Raw genomic sequence first — 21359 nt, 5'->3', positions numbered from 1 at the left:
TGAGCCCGTCGGTCAGCAAGGCCTGGCCCACCACCTAGGCTCACTGGTCGTGACCTTGACAGCACAGGCGGCCGCAGCTCGCCCCGAGAACCCCGTGCGCGCGGGGGCACCGCGGTGGGCCGTGCTGCTGGCTGCCGTGCTCGGCGTGGTGGGGACGCTGCTGGCCGTGGCCACGCCGCTGCTGCCGGTCTCCCAGACCAGCGCCACCATCAGCTGGCCGCAGCAGGGGACGCTGGACCCGGTCACCGCGCCACTGTCCTCCTACTTCCCGCAGCGGCTCGACGTCACCGTGCCCTGCTCCCTGGCCACCGCCGCACCCGCGGGTGGCCAGGACCTGCTCACCACGGTGCCCTCCACCGCACCCGGCTCGGCCCAGCTCGGCCTGACCGTGCAGACCAAGGACGGCGCGCTCGCCGTGCTGTCGAGGGGCCAGGCGCTGCTGAGCGTGCCGGTCAGCGCACTGACCGGCAGCGACTGCTCGGTGAGCATCGCGTCCACGGCCGAGCAGACCACCGTGCGCATCGGTGAGACCACGCGCAGCTTCACCACCGACCTCAGGCCACAGGTGGTCGGAGTGTTCACCGAGGTCCAGGGGACGCCCCCGGCCGGGCTCTCCGTCACCGCCGAGGTGGACACCCGCTACTCCACCAGCCCCACCCCGCTCAAGCTGGTCCTGATGCTGGTGGGCGCGGCGTGCGCGATCGGGTCGCTGGCGGCGCTGTACCGGATGGAGCGGGTGGACGGACGCCGGCACATCCGTGCCCTGCCCGCACGCTGGTGGGTGCCGCGGTGGTGCGATGCGGCCGTGCTCGCGGTGCTCGGCGTCTGGTACGTCATCGGCGCCAACACCTCCGACGACGGCTACCTGCTCACCATGGCGCGCGCCGCCCGCGACAGCGGCTACATGGGCAACTACTACCGCTGGTTCGACGTGCCCGAGGCCCCCTTCGGGTGGTCCTACGAGCTGATCAGCCTGATGACCCACGTCAGCACCGCCAGCCCGTGGATCCGGCTGCCCACGCTGGTGGCGGCGATCGTGTGCTGGCTGCTGGTCAGTCGCGAGGTGCTGCCTCGGCTGGGCCGGCAGGTGCGCAGCTCGAGCGCCGCCACCTGGACCGCGGCAGGGGTGCTGCTGCTCTTCTGGCTGCCCTACAACAACGGCCTGCGGCCCGAGCCGATCATCGCCCTGGGCACGCTCATCACCTGGTGCTCGGTGGAGCGGGCGATCGCCACCAAGCGGCTGCTGCCGGCCGCGGTGGCCCTGCTCGTCGCGGCGCTGTCCCTGGCTGCCGGGCCCACCGGCCTGATCGGCGTAGCCGTGCTCCTGGCGGCAGTGCGACCGCTGTTCCACCTGCTGCGCAGCAAGGTGCGCGACTTCGGGGTGCTGCCGGTGCTGGCGCCGCTGGTCGCCATGGGGCTGTCCGTGCTCTACGTGGTCTTTGCCGACCAGACGCTGCACAGCGTCCTGCAGTCCACCGAGGTCCGCACCAGCTACGGGGGCAGTCGGCACTGGAACGACGAGATCGAGCGCTACGTCACGCTGATGAACAACTTCAGTGCTGACGGCGCGTTCGCCCGACGGCTGCCGGTGCTGCTGCTGCTGCTCTGCCTGGTGGCCATCTTCGTGGTGATGCTGCGCCGCGGCCGCGTTCCCGGCGCAGCCCTGGGACCGAGCCAGCGGCTGCTGGGCGCCGGCGCCCTCTCGCTGGCCATCATCTCGCTGACTCCGACGAAGTGGACCCACCACTTCGGCGCCTTCGCCGGGGTCGGCGCCTGCGTCGCGGCCCTGGCCGTGGTCGCCGTGCGGGCGCCTGCACGGCACCGGCGCCGTAACTTCGGCGTGTTCCTCAGCGTCGTGCTGGTGGCGCTGGCGCTCGCCGCGACCGGCTCCAACAACTGGTGGTACACCGCCAGCTACGGCATCACCTGGGTGGACCGCCCCGGCACGATCGCCGGCTACCAGGTGAGCAGCATCCTGCTGGGCCTGGCGGTGCTGGCGGCGCTGTTCGCGGTGTGGGAGCACCTGCGAGACGGTCCGTCCGCCGCACGCTCCAGCCAGCTGCGGGCCCGGGTCGCCGGCCTGGCACCCGGCACCCTCGCGGTGATCTGCTGGCTGGTGGTGATCTGCGAGGTGCTGGTGTTCGCCAAGGCGATGGTGCAGCGCTGGCCGGCCTACACCATCGGCAAGTCCAACCTGCAGGCCATCAGTGGCGACACCTGCGCGCTGGCCAACGACGTGCTGGTGGAGCGCGACCCCAGCGGCAGCGTGCTGGCCCCGGTGGCCGGCGGCTCGGCAGCGGACGCCCTCGGCGGTGTCACGAACGACGGGTTCACCCCGGGCGGGGTGCCGGTGAGCCAGGACCCGCTGCCCATGCCCGACCAGCGCACGGTGCGCTCGGCAGAGGCCACCGGCTTCGACCCGGAGACCCCCGCGCCGCTGCCCTTCGCGCTGGGGCCCGAGGTACCGGTGCTGGGCAGCTACGCGCCCGGCGCACAGGGCGACGCCAGCCTCACCTCGTCCTGGTACCGCCTGCCCGCGCGCTCGGCCGACCACCCGCTGGTGGTGCTGACCGCGGCTGGCACCACCACGGCGGCCGGCACCTCCCTGGTGGTGGAGTACGGCCGCAGCAGCGGTACCGCCGTCGAGCAGACCGGCGCCTACGTGCCGCTGGACCCGGGGCCGAGCCCGACGTGGCGCAACCTGCGCGTGCCGCTGGCCGACCTGCCCGACGACGTGGACTCCGTGCGGGTGCGCGCGGTGGTGTCCACCCTGCAGCCGGGTGCGTGGTTGGCAGTGACGCCACCGCGCGTGCCGCAGATGCAGACGCTGAACACCGTGGTCGGCTCCACCCAGCCGGTGCTGCTCGACTGGGTGGTACCGCTGGCGTTCCCGTGCCAGCGGCCCTTCGCGGTGGTCAACGGCGTCGCCGAGATCCCCACCTACCGGATCAGCCCGGCACAGTTCCTGGCCCGCGACGCGAGCCGGTGGCAGGACGCCAGCGGGGGCGGGCCGCTCGGGTGGCTGGAGCTGGTCGCGGCCCCGCGCGACCTGGGCACCTACCTCGCCGACGACTGGGCCCGCGACTGGGGTGCGCTCACCGAGCTGGTGCCCCGGAGCTCCACGGCCCGGCCCGCCCAGCTGACCAGCACCACCGCACCGGTGAGCGGACTGAGCTCCCCAGGGCTTAGCTGACTGGGTGGTACTTGCAGACCACCCCAGCGCCGCTGGGACCGTCTGCAAGTACCACCCAGCGTCCCGGCACTGTCACCCGTTGCGCCTGGCCCCGCCCTACCATCGAGGCGTTCGACAGCCGATGTTCCTGCGGGTGGGATCACTGCCCCCCCGGGCAGCTGGCTGACCTTCCGTCCCCGGACCCGAGCGAGATGCCCATGCCCCGAGCTCCAGGCAACCAGCGCTGAACCGACGAGGTGCCGCCGTCTCGGCGGGACTGGCCACAGCGATCGCCTACAGCGGATGGCTCGCCTGGGACCGGGCCAGGTACGTCGACGCTGAGGGTCACCAGCATGGGCCGTACCAGGTGTGGCAGGTCGTCGGACTCGCCCTCACGCTCGGGGTGGCCGCGGCCGTCGGTGGTTGGCGGTGCTGGCCCTGGACGACGGCTGCCGCGATCACCGTCGTGCTCACGGTGGTCTGGTCGGTCAACGCCATGGTCGACAGCGCCACCGAGAACGCCAGCCTGTGGCCGGTGGGCGCGAGCATGGTCGCGCTGGGGACGCTGGGCGGAACCACTCTGGTGGCGGCCCTGACCGAGGCGCTGAGGGCACGCAAGGACGGCTTCTCCCCGTCTCCACCCTTCACGGCGCGGTAGCCCGCGCAGGGCACGCCGGTCGGCCCCTGCCCGGTTGGTAGCGGTTGCAGACCCCGCCGAGCCCGCATGGTGGTACTTGCAGACGCCCCAAGGCAGTGGCGCAGCACTGAGGGCCCCATCCGATGTGGATGGGGCCCTCAGTGGACGCCTCAGCTCCGCAGGGAGCGTGCTCGATCAGGACGCGATGATCTGTCCGTTCACGAACTGGATGAAGCCATTCTGGAAGTTGGTCTGCCGACCGCCCGGGATGTCGAACTCGCCGCGGGTCGGGAAGCCGTACTTGGAGTTCTCGTAGCCCTGGCGCGCCCACTCCTCCAGGATCAGCCCGTACACCTCGTGGGCGCCGGTGCCCGGCGTCCAGTAGATGTAGCCGCCGCCGGAGCCCTGGAACTGGTTGAACCTGCCCACCCCGTTCGGGGTGGTGCGCTCGTCGGTGACCGGCAGGCCGAGCAGCCCGGTGGGGCCGCCCAGCTCGTTGTAGCGGGCGCGGATCGCGCCCTGCACCGCCTGGGCGCCGGTGGCCTGCGACCAGTAGATCTCACCGTTGGTGAAGCTGGCCACGCGGGCACCGGGGACGCCCGGCACGTCCCGCTCGGCGCTGGTCGGCGTGCCGATCAGGCTGTTGGCCCCGCCCAGCTGGTTCCACTTGACCGCGATCGCGCCCGTCACGGCAACGCCCTCGGTGGCGCCGATGGCCTTGGCCAGCTGCGGCCAGGAGCGCTTGTACTGGTCGCTCCAGTAGGGCCAGTCGTGCACGCCCGGGTTGGTCAGGTCGGTGGTGACCGCGACGCTGTTGGCCCCGGCGACCTGGGCGAAGTTCTGGCTGGAGTAGTTGGAGATGACCTCGATGAGGGCACCCACGTAGTTCCTGCTCAGGCCGAGGAAGCCCAGCGCCTCGTCGTAGGGACCGTTGCCACCGGTACCGGCCGACATGTAGAGGCTGACGTTCTTCAGCTTGGCGACCTGGACCGTGGGGTTGTTGGCGGTCCAGGCGGGCGAGTTGTTCGGACCCCAGATGTTGTCCGGGTTGGTCGCGCCGCTCTCTGCGCCCAGCACGTAGCGCAGGTACTCCGGCAGCCCGAAGCCCTGGATGTCGGGGTAGCCGCTGTAGGAGGCCGCGGCCTTGTACAGCCCCGGGTGCTTGGCGGCCAAGGAGAAGGCGGAGAACCCGCTCATGGACAGGCCGGAGATGGCGCGCTGGCCGTTGCCGTGGAAGGCGTTGCCGATGACGAACGGCAGCTCCTTGGTGAGGAACGACTCCCACTTGAGCGTGCCCACCGGGGAGCCGGGGTTCTGCTTGGCCTGCGCCAGGATGCCCGGGTCGTCGGTCTGCCAGTCCTGGTAGAAGCTGCCGTACCCACCGATGGGCTGGACCACCAGCACGTTCTTGTTGGCGAAGAAGCCCTGGGTGTCCGCCTTGCGGGTCCAGTCGGTGATGTTCGCGTCTGCCCGGAGCCCGTCCAGCTGGTACAGCTCGGGGTAGGTCGTCGCGGCGTTGATGTTGTAGCCCGCGGGGAGCAGCACCTGGATCGGCACGTCACGGCCCATGGACGGCGAGTAGACGTTGAACCGGGCCAGCTGCCCGGCGATGGCCGGGGCACCGATGACATAGGCGCCGTTGGCACCGGCGATCGGGACGCCGGGGGTCACCTGGGTGGGGGACGGCGTGGGCGCGGCGCTCGCCGCACCGACACCTGCCGAGAGGGGCAGCACGAGTGCGGCTGCGCACACTCCGACCGCTTTCCGCCAAGAGGAGGAGATGGGCATGGAAGAGACTCCTTTGTAACACTTCACCAACCGCCCCCCGAGGCGGAACGGACTTCATGAACTCCACGGTACGACGGGCAAACCGCCGGGTGGATAGTAGCGGTAACCCTCACTTGTACAACGGTGCAAGCACTGCTCCGTGACGAAAATCCTCAGACCAGCTGCAGACGATCGTCCTGCCCTTGCGGGACAACGTCTTCCGAAGAGGACTCCGGCCTGGACCGACGCAGCGGCTCGCTACAACGGCATCGTGTTGTGCTTGCGCGGGTGCGGCTCGTCGACCTTGCTCTGCAGGACGCGCAGCGCCGCCGCCAGCTGCAGCCGGGTGCTCGACGGCGCGATCACTGCGTCGACGTATCCGCGCTCGGCCGCCGCGTAGGGCGTGGCGGTGGTGGCGTTGTAGTCGTCCATGTACTGCTGGCGCAGCGCTGCCGCCCCGTCACCGGCCGCGGCCAGCTCCCGCCGGCGCAGCAGCGCCACCGCGCTGGCGGCGCCCATCACCGCGATCCGCGCGGTGGGCCAGGCGAAGTTCACGTCCGCACCGAAGTGCTTGGACCCCATCACCGCGTAGCCGCCGCCGTAGGCCTTGCGCACCACCACTGTCACCTTGGGCACGGTGGCCTCGGAGTAGGCGAAGATCAGCTTGGCGCCGCGCCGGATGATGCCGCCGCGCTCCTGCGCCAGACCGGGCAGGTAGCCGGGCACGTCCACCACGGTCACCAGCGGGATGCCGAACGCGTCGCAGAACCGGACGAAGCGCGCACCCTTCTCCGAGGCGTCGATGTCCAGCGCCCCGGTCAGGTGCATCGGCTGGTTGGCCACGATTCCCACGCTGCGCCCCTCGATGCGGGCCAGCGCCGTGATGAGGTTGGGCGCGAAGGTCGGCGAGATCTCCAGCAGGTGCCCGTCGTCCACCAGGCGGCCGACGATCTCGTGCATGTCGTAGCCGGTGTTGTCCGAGTCGGGGACCGCGGCGTCGAGCTCACGGTCGGAGTCGGTGAGCTGGTCGTCGAAGTCGCTGGGCAGCATCGGCGCCTGGCCGTTGTAGTTGCTGGGCAGAAAGCTCAGCAGCTCCCGGACCCACTCCACCGCGTCGGCGTCGTCAGCGGCGACGTGGTGCACGTTGCCGCCCTCGCCCTGGGCCGTGGCACCGCCGAGCTCCTCGAAGGACACGTCCTCGCCGGTGACCGACTTGAGCACGTCGGGGCCGGTGACGAACATGTAGGACGTCTTGTCCACCGCCACCGTGAAGTCGGTGATGGCCGGCGAGTACACGGCGCCGCCCGCACAGGGCCCCATGATCATGGAGATCTGCGGGACCACCCCGGACGCACGGACGTTGCGCAGCCCGATCTCGGCGTAGAACGCGAGCGCCACCACGCCCTCCTGCACGCGGGCCCCACCAGAGTCGTTGATGCCCACGATCGGGCAGCCGATCTTGATGGCCAGGTCCATGAGGTCGGTGACCTTGCGCCCGAACACCTCGCCGAGGCTGCCGCCGAAGATGGTGGCGTCGTGGGAGAACACGCACACCGGTCGGCCGTCGACCGTGCCGTAGCCGGTGATCACGCCGTCACCGAGCGGGTTCTCCGCCCCGGGCTTGCGGGCCAGCTCGCCGGTCTCCACGAAGCTGCCCGGGTCGAAGAGCATGTCGATGCGCTGCTGGGCGGTGGGCAGGCCCGCCTCCGCCCGCGCCGCGATCGCCCGGGACGAGCCCTGGGTGGTCTTGGCCTTGCGCATCGCCTCGAGGGCGTCGAGCTTCTCCGCAGTGCTCATCCCTGAGCCTCCTCCGACCTGTTCGTGGTGTCCCGGCCGGAGGCCGTGTCGTGCGGGGCCAGGTTGGCCAGGGTGGCAACCAGGTGGTCGGCCACCTTGGACACCACCGGCTCGTCGATGATCGCCAGGTGGTCCCCGCCCACGGTGACCACCTCCAGCTGCGGGCAGGCGCCGGCCCAGCCACCGTCGGGCTCCACGTGGGTGTAGCGCGGCTCCAGCTCGATGGCACCGTCGTGCATGCGCTCCGCGCGGTAGAGCACCACCCGGCCCGGGTAGGGCTGCGGGTCCAGCTGCTCCACCGCCCGGGAGTCCACCCAGGACGTGCGCTGGTGCTCCAGCACCCCGGCGCTGATGCCGCCGGCCCCGGCCTTGACCGCAGCGGTCTTGAGCAGCTCGAGCACGATCTCCATCTGCTCCTCGTCGTCGGCGGCGAGCAGCTCCCGCTCCGGCAGGGGCACCGGCTGGCCGTAGGTGCGCTCCACGTAGGCGGCGAACCGGCGCCACCGGGCGAGGGACTCCTCGGCCCCGGCGGGCACCCGCTCGGAGGGCTGCACGGTGTCCAGCATCGCGATGAGCTCGACGTCGGCACCCTCCTCACGCAGCTGCCTGCCGACCTCGAAGGCCAGCGCGCCGCCGAAGGACCATCCCGCGAGGCGGTAGGGGCCCTGCCCGCCGTGCTGGCGGATGAGCGGCAGGTAGTGGGCGATGCGCTCGGACATCGGCCCCTCCACCCGCTCCACCCCGAACACCGGCTGGTCGTCCGGCAGCAGCTGGATGAGCGGCTCGTACACCGAGCACGAACCGCCGGCCGGGTGGAACAGGAACAGCGGCGGAGCCTCGGTCTCACCGGGGGCGACGACGGAGGCCCTGAGCACGTGCACCAGGCCGGTGCCGGCGGCATTCTCCATCAGTGGACGCACCTCGTCGGCCAGCTCAGCCAGGCTGCCCGCGGTGGCCACCGCGCCCTGGTCCACGCTGGCCGCCCAGCGCCCACCGAGCGCCGCGGCCAGGTCGAGCACCTGGCCCGGGGTGCGTCGGGGCAGCGGGTTGGTGACGCCCGGCATCGGCGTGCCGATCACCGCGTTCCACTGCGCCGTCACCCAGCGCTCCGCAGCGTCCCGGGCTCCCACGGCCGCCACCTTGGGCAGCCCGTCCTGCATGGTGCCGGCGAACCCGGCCGGGCTGCCACCGTTGGCGAGGTCGTCCAGCTGGGCCTGCAGGTCGCCGAGGCTCACCCCGCGCAGGCTCTCCAGGGCCACCGGCGGTGTGCCCAGCTCGTGCTCCACCCGGTTCTTGATGCGCACCGCCATCAGCGAGTCCAGCCCCAGCTCGGTGAGCGGGACGTCGCTGGGCAGCTTGTTGGACGTGTAGCCCAGCACCTCGGCGATGATGCGACGCAGCGTCTCCACCGGCTGAGGTGCCTCCGGCTCCGCCGTCCGCTCCGGCTCCGGGACGTCCGCGGGCTGCAGCGCGCCGCCGTGCACGGCTACCTCGGTGGCACCGGAGGACTGCACCACCGCCTCCGCCAGGAGCACCCAGAACGGCGGCGTGGGCAGCCCGTCGGCGGTCTCCACCCCGGAGTCCAGCCGGGCGTGCACCTGCACCGAGGCACCCCCGGGGTGCTGCAGCAGGATGGTGGTGACCGGGGTTCCGGCCCCGGGCGCCAGCTGGTGCACCTGCAGGGTGGTCACGGTGGCACCCGCACCCAGCGCCTGGGTGGCCGCGGCGGCCACCAGCGTCTCGGTGGGCGTGCCCGCACTGCTCTGCCAGGTGTGCCTGCCGTCGGGCAGGGCCACGTAGACGCCGGGCGGCGGTACCGCGGAGGCCGATCCCAGCGCGGCGGTGGGTCGTGACTCGGTCCAGTGCCGGGTGTGCTGCCAGGCGGTGCGGGGCACGTCGGCCAGCGGACCCTCGCCGTGGAGCATGCGCAGGTTCACCTCGTGGCCGTGCACCTGCAGCTCGGCGAGCGCGCCCCGCAGGGTGGCCACACCGTCGGTCTTGCGGCGCTGGGTGGCCACCAGCAACGGGTCGCTGACGCCTTCGGCCGCAGCGGTGGCCCCCACCGAGGGCAGCGTGACGGGGTGCGGGGAGAGCTCGACGAAGCTGGTGTACCCCGCCTGCACCGCGGCGGCGACCGCCTCGGCGAACAGCACGGGCTGGCGCACCCCGGTGGTCCAGTAGTCCGAGCCGTGCACCGCGGGCATGCCCGGCCCGGCGGACTGGGAACCGGTCACCGAGGAGAACAGCACCACCTCGCACGCGCTGCTCTCCAGCCCGGCCAGCTCCGCGGTCAGCTCACCCAGCATGGGGTCGACGGCGGAGGTGTGTCCGGCGCCGCCGACGTCGAGCAGACGGGCCAGCCGCCCAAGCGACTCGGCGTGCGCCACCAGCGCACGCACCTCGTCGCGGTCACCGGCGATGGTGGTCTGGGCGGGCGCGGCGTGCACGGCTGCGCTCACCGAGGGCCAGCGCGAGGCCAGCTCGGCCAGCTCGGCGGCCGACATGCCGACCAGGCCCATCGCCCCGGCACCGAGGTCGTTGATCTCGGCCAGCAGGGTGGAGCGGGAGACGATGACGCGCACCGCGCTCTCCAGGTCCAGCCCGCCGGCGACGACGGCCGCGGCCACCTCGCCCATGGAGTGGCCCAGCACGGCAGCCGGCCGGGCGCCGTGCTTGCGCAGCACCGCAGCCAGGCCGACCTGCACCGCGAACAGCACGATCTGCACCTTGTCCAGACCGGTCACCGGCTCCGCGGCCTGCACCGCCTCGCGCAGGGAGAAGCCGGCCTCGTGCTCGATGAGCGGCTCCAGCTCGTCCCACGCCTCGGCGAAGGCAGGCTCGCCGGCGAGCAGGTCGCGGGCCATGCCGTGCCACTGCGAGCCGTAGCCGGAGAACACCCACACCGCGCCGCTCACGTCGGAGGCGACACCTCGGTGCACACCCGGGCCCGGGCTGCCCTCGGCCACGGCGCGCGCGGCCTCGATGGCCTCGTCGTGCTTCTGCACCACCAGTGCGGCTCGGTGGCGGCCATGGGTGCGCCGGGCCAGCGCCCGCCCGACCGACGCCAGCGAGTCACCGCGCCCGGGCAGGTCGACCAGCCAGTCGGCCAGGTCGGCGGCGGCGTCCTGCAGCCGCTGCCGGGTGGGGGCGGACAGCGCGAGCACCGCGGTGGCCGAGCCGGAGGACTCCGCCGCTGGCTCGACGGCCGGCGCCTCGCGCACCACCAGGTGGGCGTTGGTGCCGCCGAAGCCGAAGCCGGAGATGCCGGCCACCGCCTGGCCGCTGTGCCGCGGCCACTCGTGCAGGTCGGTGACCACCGACAGCCGGGCCTGCTCGAAGGGGATGTGCGGGTTGGGGGTGGTGAAGTGCAGGCTCGGCGGGATGGCGCCCTGCTGCAGCGCCAGGACCACCTTGATCAGCCCGGTGATGCCGGCGGCCGCCTCGAGGTGGCCGAAGTTGGTCTTGGCCGAGCCGAGCAGCAGCGGCTTGTCCGCGTCGCGCCCGCTACCCAGCACCGCGCCCAGCGCCCGCGCCTCGATGGGGTCGCCGAGCAGGGTCCCGGTGCCGTGGGCCTCCACGTAGTCCACCTGGTTGGGGTGCACCCCGGCGTCGCGGTAGGCCAGCCGCAGCAGGTCGGCCTGGGCCGCCGGGTTCGGCGCCATCAGCCCGTTCGAGCGGCCGTCGGAGTTCACCGCGGAGCCGGCGATGACGGCGAGCACCTCGTCGCCGTCGCGCTGGGCGTCGCTGAGCCGCTTGAGCACCACCATTCCGGCGCCCTCACCGCGGGCGATGCCGTCGGCGGAGGCGTCGAAGGCCTTGCAGCGGCCGTCCGGCGCCAGTGCCCCCGCCTGGTCGAAGACCACTGTGGTCGTGGGGGCGACCACCAGGTTCACCCCGCCGGCCAGCGCCATGTCGGTCTCGCCCGAGCGCAGGCTGCGCACTGCCTGGTGCACGGCCAGCAGCGAGGAGGAGCAGGCGGAGTCCAGCGTCATGCTGGGCCCGCGCAGGTCGAGCATGTAGGAGACCCGGTTGGCCACGATGCTGCCCGCGGCGCCGGTGGCCGTCCAGGCGTCCAGCCCGCCGAGGTCGGCGGTGGTGATCAGGCCGTAGTCGTGGGTGGACACACCGACGTAGACGCCGGTGGCACTGCCCCGGAGGTCGTCGGGGTTGATGCGGGCGTGCTCCAGCGACTCCCAGGCCACCTCGAGCACCAGGCGCTGCTGCGGGTCCATCGCCGCAGCCTCGCGCGGGGCGATGCCGAAGAACTCCGCGTCGAAGCCCTGCACGTCGTCCAGGAAGCCACCGTGGACGTTGGTGCGCTCCAGCACCGCCGCCTGCTCGGGGTTGGCCGCGAAGGCCTCCCACCGGCTCGCCTCCACCTCGCTGATGGCGTCCACCCCGCCGCTGAGCAGCTCCCAGAGCTGGCCGGGCGAGCGCACTCCACCGGGCAGGCGGGCCGCCAGGCCCACCACCGCGACCTGGTCGTCCAGGGACGCCGGTCCGGACGTGCCGTCGTGGTCGTAGAACGATCCGCTGAGCTCCTCCACCGCGGGCTCACCCTCGATCAGCCGCGTGGCGAGGGCGGCGATGGTCGGGTACTCCCACACCAGGGTGGCCGAGAGGGTGACGCCGAGCATCTCCTCCAGCTCGCCGGAGAGCGCCACCGTGTCGCGGGAGGCCAGGCCGAACTCCTCCAGCGGCCGGTCCTCCCGGACCTCGGAACGAGGCAGTCCCGTGCTCCCGGCAACCCAGTCCACGAGCCACCCACGAAGGGCAGCCACGGTCATGGGCTGGCCGGGCACGGTCCCCGCTCCTGGCGCTCCGGTCATGCAGTCACCTGTGTCTCTTCCGTCTCGTGCGTGTCATCCTGCACGTCCGGGAACGCGCCGGGGCGGGGAGCACCCCGCAGGGTGCCGTCGAGGTACTGCTGGCGGCAGGCTCGTCGGGCGATCTTTCCACTGGAGGTCCGTGGGATCGAGCCCCCTGGCAGCAGCAGCACCTCGCGCACGCTGAGGCCGTGCCGCTGCGCCAGTGCGGCCCGCACGGCGGCGATGGCCGGCTCGGGGTCGGCCTTGCCCTGGCCGGAGGCCCGCTCGGCCACCACGACCAGCTGCTCGGCCGAGCCGGTGGCACCGTCGGCGGCGGGCACCGAGAACGCGGCCACGAAGCCGGAGCGGAGCACCTTGCTGGCCTCGGTGGCCGTGAACTCCACGTCCTGCGGGTAGTGGTTGCGCCCGCCGATGATGATCATGTCCTTGGCCCGGCCGGTGATGTAGAGCTGGCCGTCGACGATGGTGCCCAGGTCGCCGGTGCGCAGCCAGTGCCTGCCGTCAGTGCTCCCCGCCACCAGTGCGCGGAAGGTCTGCTCGGTCTCCTCGGCACGGTTGTAGTAGCCCGCGCCGATGTTCTCCCCGTGCAGCCAGATCTCGCCCACGGAGCCGTCCGGCAGCGCCTCGCAGGTCTGCGGGTCGACGATGAGGGACTCCTGCTCCACCGACATGTCCCCGACTGCGACGTACATGCTGGCCGCAGGCGCGTCGGCGGCCACCTCGACCGCCTTGCCGGCACCGAGCTGGTCGCGGTCGAAGTGGCTGACCCTCGGAGGCTGGCCAGCGGTGCTGGCGGCCACGAACAGGGTGGCCTCGGCCATGCCGTAGGAGGGCCGCTGCGCGTACGGCGACAGCCCGTAGGGGCCGAAGGCGTCCTGGAACTGCTGCAGCGAGGACGGCCGCACCGGCTCGCTGCCGTTGATCAGCGCGACCACCCCGCTGAGGTCGAGATCGGCACCCTCGGGCGGGCGGCCCCGGCGGGCGGCGTGCTCGTAGGCGAAGTCCGGTGCCGCGGCGATCACGCCGGGCGCCTCGGCCAGCAGCTTGATCCACCGCAGCGGGCGCTGCACGAACGCCCGCGGGGTCATCACCGCGCAGGGGCGGCCGATCATCGCCGGGATGATCACCACGAGCAGGCCCATGTCGTGGAACAGCGGCAACCAGCTGACGCCTCGCCCGGTCTCCGGCGGGACCTCGAAGCTGGTGACCATCTGCATGACGTTGGTGAGCACGCCGCCGTGGGTGATCTCCACGCCGGCGGGCACCCGGGTGGAACCGGACGTGTACTGCAGGTAGGCGATCGAGCTGCGGTCCAGCTCCGGGGCGGTCCAGGACTGGGCCAGGGAGTCCGGCACCCCGTCCACGGCGATGGTGCGGGGACGCTGCGCGGCGGGCACCGCCTTGAAGAAGGCTCGCACCCCCGGTGCGGCCGAGGTGGAGGTGAGCACCACCGTGGGCGCGCAGTCGCCGAGCACGGCGTGCAGCCGGTCGGAGTGCCCCGGCTCCTCCGGGTCGAACAGCGGCACCGCGACCAGGCCAGCGTGGACGGCGGCGAAGAAGCCGACGATGTACTCCATGCCCTGGGGCGCGAGGATGGCCACCCGCGCGCCGGGCTCGGCCACCTGCTGCAGGCGCGCGGCCACGGCGCGCACCCGCACGCCGAGCTCGGCGAAGGTCAGGGTGGTCCGGGTACCGTCCGCCTCGGTGGAGTAGTCCACAGTGGTGAAGGAGGGCGCGTCGCCGCGCGCAGCGGTCATCGCCTCCAGGTGGTCCACCACGGTGCCGCGGGAGAGCCCGGCCACCAGGTCACCACCTGTCAGGGCCTGAACCTCGGACCCGCCGTCGTTCGTATCCTGAACGGACAAGTGACCCGTCATGGAACCTCCTCGATCGAGCTGCTCGCGAATGTCGGCGCGACGCTGGCTCCCTGTTGCCCGGCTCTGGGCCCGTAAGGTCGCTCAGCGTTGCGGCGCGGCGGACCGCACCGTTGCTTGACTTGACCCCCGCGCGAACGCCCCGCGGTATGTTACAGCGGTCTCACACCACGGCCCGGGACCCCGGCAGTGGCCGTGAGGTTCGTCCGGTGTATGCCTGGGCCGGTCGCGTGTCCGAAGCGTACGTTTCCTGACGATCATGTCAACAGATCAGCCCTTGGGCACCTCCTCCACGCGCGCGGCAAGCCATCCGGCCAGCCACTGGGTGGCAGACGTTGCGCCTTCCACCTTGTACGTCGCGTAGGACGAGTGAACGTTGCTCTGCATGTACTGGCCCACCAGCGCGAGCGTCGCAGGCAGGTTGGCGAGGTTGGTCGCACTCGGCGGGGTCGCGCAGATCAGGTCGCCGGGAGCGCAGAAGGTGACCACCCGGTCCCCCACCGCGCCAAAGCCCTTCGGCCTCGGCCCGCCCAGGCCGGCGCCGGCAACCGGCGGACCGATGAGCCGGTCCGCGGCACCGTTGCGGTTGGGGTCGGACACCAGACCCACTCCGATCAGCTTCTCCGGTGGGATCACCGCACCGCCCTGGCCGATCTCGGCAGCCAGGTCGCCGGCCACGGCCGCCCCCTGGGAGAAGCCGACCAGCGCGAACTTGGTGGTGGCACAGCGCTTGGTGGTCTCGGCGATGGCTGCCCGGGCGGCCCGCACCCCGTCCTGCTCGCTCGCCAGGTAGGGCGTCGGGTTGTTGAACTGCGCCAGGTACGGCACGAAGTAGGTGCTCACCCGGCCGGCGTCCCCACCGAACCGCGCGGTGAGCGGGTTGGCGACCGCGGCGAGCAGGCCCGCAGGCGCACCAGGGTTGGCCCCCGGGTTGGTCTCGTAGGTGCCCGGCACGAACACCACCTGCACGTCAGGACAGCCGGCCGGCTTGGCCGAGGTCGCCGGCGGCTGGGCGGAGGTCCCCGGCGGCTGGGTGGCGGTGGAGCCGGGGCCCGGAGCAACCTCGGGCGTGTCGGGACCCGACCCGGGCAGCCGGGTGAGGACCGAGCCGACCACCACCAGTGCCACCAGCACCACGAGCCAGATGCCCCAGCGCCGCTTCCGCGGCTGGTAGGCGTTGCTCATTGACCGGACCTCCTCCTGCTTGCTGCGAACACCCGACCTGACCGCGGGTGGGGCAGCGGCGCAGTTCTGGGGCTCAGCCTGAGCACGTTACCGGTCCAAGCCCCCGGTCATGCGTAGACAGAGATTCCAATCACGACGAGCCACGCGACCGCGAGCACCTGCAGGACCCGGTCGCGCAGCGCGATCTCCTCGGGCTCCCCCGCCACGCCGCCGTCGACGTCCACGGCGTAGCGCAGCACGGCGACGGTGAACGGCACCATCGAGATGACCGACCAGACCGAGTCGCTGGTCTCGTTGAGCTGGAAGGCCCACAACCCGTAGGACAGGATCACCGCGGTGGCCGACATGGTCCAGACGAAGCGCAGGTAGGTGGAGGTGTAGCTCTCCAGCGACTTGCGGATCTTGCCGCCCGTCTGCTCGGCCACCCGCATCTCGGCGTAGCGCTTGCCGGAGACCATGAACAGCGAGCCGAAGGCCGCCACCAGCAGGAACCACTGCGACAGCTCCAGACCGGCCGCCACGCCACCGGCGATGGCCCGCAGCAGGAAGCCCGAGGCCACGATGCAGATGTCCAGCACGGGCTGGTGCTTGAGCCCGAAGCAGTACGCCAGCTGCACGGCCACGTAGACCGCGATCACCACCAGCAGCTCCCAGGACGCCACCAGCGACAGCGCCATGCTGGCCAGCAGCAGCACCACCGCCAGCACGTAGGCCAGGCGCACCGGAACCACCCCGGCCGCGATGGGCCGGTGGCGCTTGCGCGGGTGGGCACGGTCGGCGTCCACGTCCATCGCGTCGTTGACGAGGTAGACGCCGGACGCGGCCAGGCAGAACGCCAGGAAGGCGATCGCGGCGTCGCCGAGGATCGACAGCTCGCCGACCTTGCCTGCGGCGACCGGCGCCGCCAGCACCAGGACGTTCTTCACCCACTGCCTCGGTCGGACGGCCTTGAGCAGGCCGGCGGGCAGCGACATCGGGGCGGTGGGTGGGCCCGTGACAGTGGTGTCTGGTGTGCTCATCGATCTCCTCCTGGAAGGCCATGTCGATCTTGCGCCGTGAGGAGCGCTTGGGCGGTAGCCGCGCCCAGGGCAGCACCCACGAGCACGTCGGAGGGGTAGTGCACGCCCAGGACCAGCCGGGACAGCAGCATCGGTGGCACCAGCAGCGCCGGCAGCGGCAGGCCGGTGAGCCGGCCCAGCAGCACGGCAGCGGCCGCGGTGGACGTGGCGTGCGAGGACGGGAAGCTGAGCTTGCTGGGCGTGGAGACGCCCACGCGCACCGACGGGTGGTCGGGCCGGGGACGACGGACCACCCGCTTGACGGCGATGGAGACCGCGTGGGCGCCGACCGCCCCCACCGCGGCGCTGGCCCACTGAGCACGGCGGGGCCGGTCCAGCACGGCGCCGGCGCCAGCAAGAGCCACCCAGCCCAGCGCGTGCTCACCGAAGTGCGACATCGCCCGCGCGCCGGCGAGCACACCGGGCCGGTGGGCCAGGTTCCGCTGCACCGCGGCCAGCGCGCGGACCTCGACGGCGCTCACGGCCCTGCCGCCACGGGTACCGGCGTGACCCGCACCGAGGACGACTTCGGCCCGTGTCCGCGCAGCCACACCCGGGCCGGCTCCTCCACGAAGCGGTAGAAGAGGTGACCCAGCAGCACGACCAGCAGCAGCACCTGCGGAATGAGGAAGGTGGCCAGCGCGGTGCCAGGGGCCAGGGAGGATCGCAGAGCCATCTCCGTCCAGAAGATCTCGAACACCGGCACGTGCACCAGGTAGATGCTGAAGGAGATCCGGCCCCCGTGCACCATCCGCGGGTGCGCCAGCACCTTGGCCAGACCGGTCTGGTGCAGCGCGAGGCCGGCGACGAGCACCGGGAACATCACCACGACGACTCCGCCGTAGCCGCCCTGGGGCGCGCGCCAGGAGGCCCACAGCAGGCCGAGGACGATCTCCACCAGCGCGATCGCGGTCAGCAGCGGGGCATAGCGCCGCAGCCGGGAGGCCGCGCCCACGTTGCGCACCGCCAGGTAGGTCAGGGCACCGGCCAGGAAGCCACAGCTGATCCGCAGCAGCCAGGCGTAGCGCAGACCGGCCTCCTCGCCGGTGTAGCTGAGGTAGGCGAAGGGGACCATGACGGCCACCGCGAGCGCCCCCAGCACCGGGGCGGGCAGCCGGCGGACCCGGTAGAGCACCAGCACCAGCAGCGGGAAGGCGAGGTAGGCGGCCCACTCCGCGCTGATCGACCAGGCCGGGCCGACGAAGGAGGCACCGTCGAAGTACGGCTGGGTCCACAGCTGCACCATGAGCAGCTGCTGCAGGTAGCTCCACACGGTCAGGTCGGGCTGGACCGTCTGGTAAGCCAGGTACCCGTCGGTCACCCGGGTCTGCTTGTAGAGCAGCCAGCCCAGGAACAGCGTGGTGACGGTGGCGTAGACCGGCCAGATCCGGCAGATCCGCGCCCACAGGAACACCAGTGCTGCCCGCACCCGCAGCCGCGGGCCCACCTTGGTCAGGTAGGTGAGCGTGATCACGAACCCGCTGAGCACGTAGAACAGGTCCACGCCGAGCGCCCCGGAGGACACGATCGGGCGCAACGGCTCCCAGAAGCGGGTGTAGGCGTCGCCGGGGGTGAACTGGAAGTGGAACACCACCACCCACATCGCGGCGACGATGCGCAGGCCGGTCAGCGAGCGGATCTCCCCGCCACCGCCGACGGTGCCCGTGGGCGCCGCTGCGCGCTGTGCGGTGCCGGCTGGCGCACGGTTGCCGGAGTGGCCTCCGCTGCGCGACCGGCTCCCGCCGCCCGACCGGGTGCCGGTGCCCGCCGTGGGGTCCTGGAGAGGACGATCCGCAACCTGCCCGGTTGCGTCGTCAGCCATTGAAGATGCGACGCCAGGACTCGTGGGAGGTCAGTGCAGGCAGACCCTGGCGGTAGGTCTTGCTCAGCCGCGGGAACTCCCGACGCAGCTCGGCGTGGGCACGCACCGACTCCCCCAGCAGCTTCCAGAACGTCTTGGGGTTGCGCTTGCGGTAGGCCACCCCGCGGCCGTCGGCAGTGGCCACCGTCGCACCGTCCAGGCGCGCGAGCAGGAACCACCGCGCATCCTGGGCAGCGATGTTCAGCTGCGGGTTGTGGTGGTGCTCCTCCTTGACCGGCAGCACGTTGTGCACCAGCGAGGCGGCGAGGGTGGCGCCGATGGTCACCGGGTTGGTCGGCGGCTTGAGGAAGCGCTCAGCCTTGACCGCGTCCATGGACGGCAGGGGCAGCGCCCGCGAGGAGGCCAGCACCTTGCCGTCGTCGAACTCCGACCGGGCCGAGCGGACCTCGCCGAGCGCGGTGGGCAGCTGGTCGAACAGCGCGTCCGGGCCCGCCAGGAAGTCGCGGATGGCGAGGTTCTGCAGGGCCACGGTGGAGTACTCCAGCGACAGCAGGTGCTTGATGGTGCTCTTCATGCTGTGCTGGATCATCCCGCCGCCGCGCTTGTACTTGCTGTACAGCGAGGCGACCACCAGGCGGTTGCGCAGGTGGAAGTAGGCCTGCCAGTCGGTGGCGTCGTCCTTGTCCGACCAGGGCATGTGCCAGATGGCCACGCCGGGCAGGGTCGCGGTCGGGTAGCCGGCCTTGCCCGCGCGCAGGCCGTACTCGGCGTCGTCCCACTTGATGAACAGCGGCAGCGGCAGCCCGAGCTCCTCGGCCACCACGCGCGGGATGAGGCACATCCACCAGCCGTTGTAGTCCACGTCGATGCGCCGGTGCATGCGCGCGGTCTGGCGCAGGCTCTTCTTGGCGAAGTCGTGGTCGTACTCGACGTTGGGGGCCGCGCGCCACATGAACTTGTCGCGGTCGACGACCTCGCCCATGGAGTGCAGGTGCGAGCGGGCCTGCAGGTTGAGCATCTGCCCACCCACCAGCGTGGGGCGCTCGGTGAACCGGGAGAAGGCCACCGCCCGCAGGATGCTGTCCGGCTCGATGACGATGTCGTCGTCCATCAGCAGGATCTGCTCGCAGCTGGTGGTGTTCAGCGCCTCGTACATGCCGCGGGAGAACCCGCCGCTGCCGCCGAGGTTGCCCTGGTTGTGGATGCGCAGGCGGTCGCCGAGCTGCGCCGCTGCCGCGGGGAACTCGGCGGCGTCGACCACCTTGCGGTTGCCCTGGTCGGCGACGAATACCGCGTCGACGAGGTCCAGCACGGCGGGGTCCTCACCGATCGCGCTGAGCGCGGCGGCGCAGTCGTCCGGCCGGTTGAACGTGGTGATGCCGATGGCGACCGAGGCGCGCACCGACGACTCCTGGGCGGCGAACCAGGCCGCCTCGTGCAGCGTGACCGTGCCCTCGTCGGTGGTGACGTCGAACCACAGCCAGCCGCCGTCCTCGAACGGGGCCAGGTCGAGCGCGAACTCCAGGGTGGTGTCGTCGGTGGCCGTCACGACTGCGCCGTCGGCGTGGATGATGGTGGCGTCGGCCTTGGACCGGTAGACGTCCACCCGGCACTTGCCGCTCAGCTTGAGCTGCAGCACCACCTTGTCCAGCACCGTCCAGCGGCGCCAGTAGCTGGCGGCGAAGGCGTTGAAGTAGGTCGCGAAGGACACCTCGGACTCCGCGGGCAGCTCCAGCGCAGTGCGGCTCAGCGCCCGGGAGCGCTTGCGGTTGGTCTCGTCCTCGTCCAGGTAGAGCGCCCGCAGGTCGAGCGGGTCGCCGCTGCGCGGAAGGATGACGCGCTGCAGCAAGGACACCGCCTGGGTGGACTCGGTGGTGTCGGTGAGCTGTTGGGTGGCGGTCATCTGTAGATCAGTCCTCCGGCGTCTCTGAAGCCTCGGCGAGCGCCCGGCCCTCGGTGAAGTGCGGGGCCAGCGTGTTGTCGAACATGGAGAGCGCGCTGGCGATGGCCATGTGCATGTCAAGGTACTGGTAGGTACCCAGCCGTCCGCCGAAGAGCACGCCCTTGCGGGCGGTCTCGGTCTTGGCCAGCTTGCGGTAGGCCGCGACCTTGGCCCGGTCCTCCGCAGTGTTGATCGGGTAGTACGGCTCGTCCCCGGACTCGGCGAAGCGGGAGTACTCCCGCATAATCACCGTCTTGTCCTTGGGGTAGTCCCGCTCCGGGTGGAAGTGCCGGAACTCGTGGATGCGGGTGTAGGCGATGTCGGTGTCGGCGTAGTTCATCACCGGGGTGCCCTGGTAGTCCCCGACCGGCACGACCTCCTGCTCGAAGTCCAGCGTGCGCCAGCCCAGCTCACCCTCGGCGTTGTCGAAGTAGGCGTCCAGCGGGCCGGTGTAGACGATCGGCGCGTCCGGGCTGGCGGCGACCAGCTCCTCGCGCACGTCGAAGAAGTCGGTGTCCAGCCGGACCTCGATCAGCTCGTGGTCGGCCATCTTCTCCAGCCACGCGGTGTAGCCGTCGACCGGCAGGCCCTCGTAGGTGTCGTTGAAGTACCGGTTGTCGAAGGTGTAGCGCACCGGCAGCCGGCTGATGATCTCCGCGGGCAGCTCGGTGGGGTCGGTCTGCCACTGCTTGGCGGTGTAGCCGCGGAAGAACGCCTCGTACAGCGGGCGCCCCACCAGGGAGACGGCCTTCTCCTCGAAGTTCGCGGCCTCCTTGCCGTCGATCTCCGCGGCCTGCTCGGCCACCAGCGCGCGCGCCTGGTCCGGGGTGAGGTACTTGCCGAAGTAGGCGCACATCGTCGCCAGGTTCACCGGCATGGAGTACGCCTGGTCCTTGAACACGGTGAACACCCGGTGGGTGTAGCCGGTGAAGTCGGTGAACTGGTTGACGTAGTCCCACACCCGCTGGTTGGACGTGTGGAACAGGTGGGCGCCGTACTTGTGGATCTCGATGCCCGTCTCCGGCTCCGGCTCGGAGTAGGCGTTGCCCCCGATGTGGTGGCGGCGGTCGAGCACCAGCACTCGCTTGCCCAGCTGGGTGGCGGCACGCTCGGCGATCGTCAGCCCGAAGAAGCCAGAGCCGACGATGATGAGGTCGTAGCGCTGATCTGCCTGCACACTTGCCGCGTCAGAGGAAGAGGTCACGGGGACCTAGGGTAACGGACGTCCGTGTGCCAGCGGCCCGGCGCGCGCAGGCTCCTGCGCAAATGCACCCCC

12 protein-coding genes are annotated in these 21359 nt (G+C 71.7%); 2 read left to right on the top strand and 10 right to left on the bottom strand.

Annotation, left to right across the window (positions count from 1 at the left end; translation table 11 throughout):
• Positions 1-49 precede the first annotated feature (49 nt).
• Together AC3YO9_RS05300 and AC3YO9_RS05295 are read left to right on the top strand one after the other, a co-directional pair.
• On the top strand, positions 50-3193 hold the full coding sequence (locus AC3YO9_RS05300; RefSeq protein WP_489982370.1) for an arabinosyltransferase domain-containing protein: 3144 nt from the start codon (positions 50-52) through the stop codon (positions 3191-3193).
• 346 nt (positions 3194-3539) lie between these two features.
• Entirely contained in the window at positions 3540-3830 is a 291-nt protein-coding gene (locus AC3YO9_RS05295; protein ID WP_489982369.1) for a hypothetical protein, read from the top strand.
• A 174-nt stretch (positions 3831-4004) separates the two neighbouring features.
• Here the strand turns inward: AC3YO9_RS05295 and AC3YO9_RS05290 are convergent, their stop codons facing one another.
• The 10 genes from AC3YO9_RS05290 to glf all read right to left on the bottom strand — a co-directional run bounded on the left by AC3YO9_RS05290 (position 4005) and on the right by glf (position 21287).
• Positions 4005-5543, bottom strand: a complete 1539-nt coding sequence (locus AC3YO9_RS05290) for an alpha/beta hydrolase-fold protein (protein WP_489982368.1) — start codon at positions 5541-5543, stop codon at positions 4005-4007.
• 291 nt (positions 5544-5834) lie between these two features.
• Positions 5835-7373, bottom strand: a complete 1539-nt coding sequence (locus AC3YO9_RS05285) for an acyl-CoA carboxylase subunit beta (protein WP_489982367.1) — start codon at positions 7371-7373, stop codon at positions 5835-5837.
• Positions 7370-12202, bottom strand: coding sequence for a beta-ketoacyl synthase N-terminal-like domain-containing protein (locus tag AC3YO9_RS05280; protein ID WP_489982366.1), 4833 nt, complete (start codon positions 12200-12202; stop codon positions 7370-7372). The genes AC3YO9_RS05285 and AC3YO9_RS05280 overlap by 4 nt, the downstream gene beginning before the upstream one ends.
• Positions 12199-13959, bottom strand: a complete 1761-nt coding sequence (locus AC3YO9_RS05275; RefSeq protein WP_489982581.1) for an AMP-binding protein — start codon at positions 13957-13959, stop codon at positions 12199-12201. Before AC3YO9_RS05275 ends, AC3YO9_RS05280 begins: the two co-directional genes overlap by 4 nt.
• Positions 13960-14346: 387 nt before the next feature.
• Positions 14347-15261 carry a cutinase family protein gene (locus AC3YO9_RS05270; RefSeq protein WP_489982365.1) on the bottom strand — a complete coding sequence of 305 codons (915 nt, stop codon included), beginning with the start codon at positions 15259-15261 and terminating at the stop codon, positions 14347-14349.
• Positions 15262-15368: 107 nt separating this feature from the next.
• The gene (locus AC3YO9_RS05265; protein WP_127781684.1) at positions 15369-16280 is read right to left on the bottom strand and encodes a decaprenyl-phosphate phosphoribosyltransferase; all 912 of its coding nucleotides are present in this window, start codon (positions 16278-16280) and stop codon (positions 15369-15371) included.
• The gene (locus tag AC3YO9_RS05260; protein WP_489982364.1) at positions 16277-16801 is read right to left on the bottom strand and encodes a phosphatase PAP2 family protein; all 525 of its coding nucleotides are present in this window, start codon (positions 16799-16801) and stop codon (positions 16277-16279) included. Before AC3YO9_RS05260 ends, AC3YO9_RS05265 begins: the two co-directional genes overlap by 4 nt.
• Positions 16798-18141, bottom strand: a complete 1344-nt coding sequence (locus AC3YO9_RS05255; RefSeq protein ID WP_489982363.1) for an acyltransferase family protein — start codon at positions 18139-18141, stop codon at positions 16798-16800. Before AC3YO9_RS05255 ends, AC3YO9_RS05260 begins: the two co-directional genes overlap by 4 nt.
• A complete protein-coding gene (locus tag AC3YO9_RS05250) occupies positions 18134-20044 on the bottom strand; it encodes a glycosyltransferase (protein ID WP_489982362.1) in 1911 nt (636 codons plus the stop codon). Before AC3YO9_RS05250 ends, AC3YO9_RS05255 begins: the two co-directional genes overlap by 8 nt.
• A gap of 7 nt (positions 20045-20051) precedes the next feature.
• The gene (gene glf / locus AC3YO9_RS05245; protein WP_127781680.1) at positions 20052-21287 is read right to left on the bottom strand and encodes a UDP-galactopyranose mutase; all 1236 of its coding nucleotides are present in this window, start codon (positions 21285-21287) and stop codon (positions 20052-20054) included.
• Between the last annotated feature and the right edge of the window lie 72 nt (positions 21288-21359).

It is taken from the genome of Rhodococcus sp. Z6_132 (genome assembly GCF_058133635.1).
The sequence above is the reverse complement of the archived record's forward strand: the minus strand, read 5'-3'. Positions and strand labels throughout refer to the sequence as shown.

What these genes read in the sequence shown, in the direction of transcription:
- AC3YO9_RS05285 (WP_489982367.1), bottom strand. Translation starts at nt 7,373, where the DNA reads ATGAGCACTGCGGAGAAGCTCGACGCCCTCGAGGCGATGCGCAAGGCC.
- AC3YO9_RS05280 (WP_489982366.1), bottom strand. Translation starts at nt 12,202, where the DNA reads ATGACCGGAGCGCCAGGAGCGGGGACCGTGCCCGGCCAGCCCATGACC.
- AC3YO9_RS05275 (WP_489982581.1), bottom strand. Translation starts at nt 13,959, where the DNA reads ATGACCGCTGCGCGCGGCGACGCGCCCTCCTTCACCACTGTGGACTAC.
- AC3YO9_RS05270 (WP_489982365.1), bottom strand. Translation starts at nt 15,261, where the DNA reads ATGAGCAACGCCTACCAGCCGCGGAAGCGGCGCTGGGGCATCTGGCTC.
- AC3YO9_RS05265 (WP_127781684.1), bottom strand. Translation starts at nt 16,280, where the DNA reads ATGAGCACACCAGACACCACTGTCACGGGCCCACCCACCGCCCCGATG.
- AC3YO9_RS05255 (WP_489982363.1), bottom strand. Translation starts at nt 18,141, where the DNA reads ATGGCTGACGACGCAACCGGGCAGGTTGCGGATCGTCCTCTCCAGGAC.
- AC3YO9_RS05250 (WP_489982362.1), bottom strand. Translation starts at nt 20,044, where the DNA reads ATGACCGCCACCCAACAGCTCACCGACACCACCGAGTCCACCCAGGCG.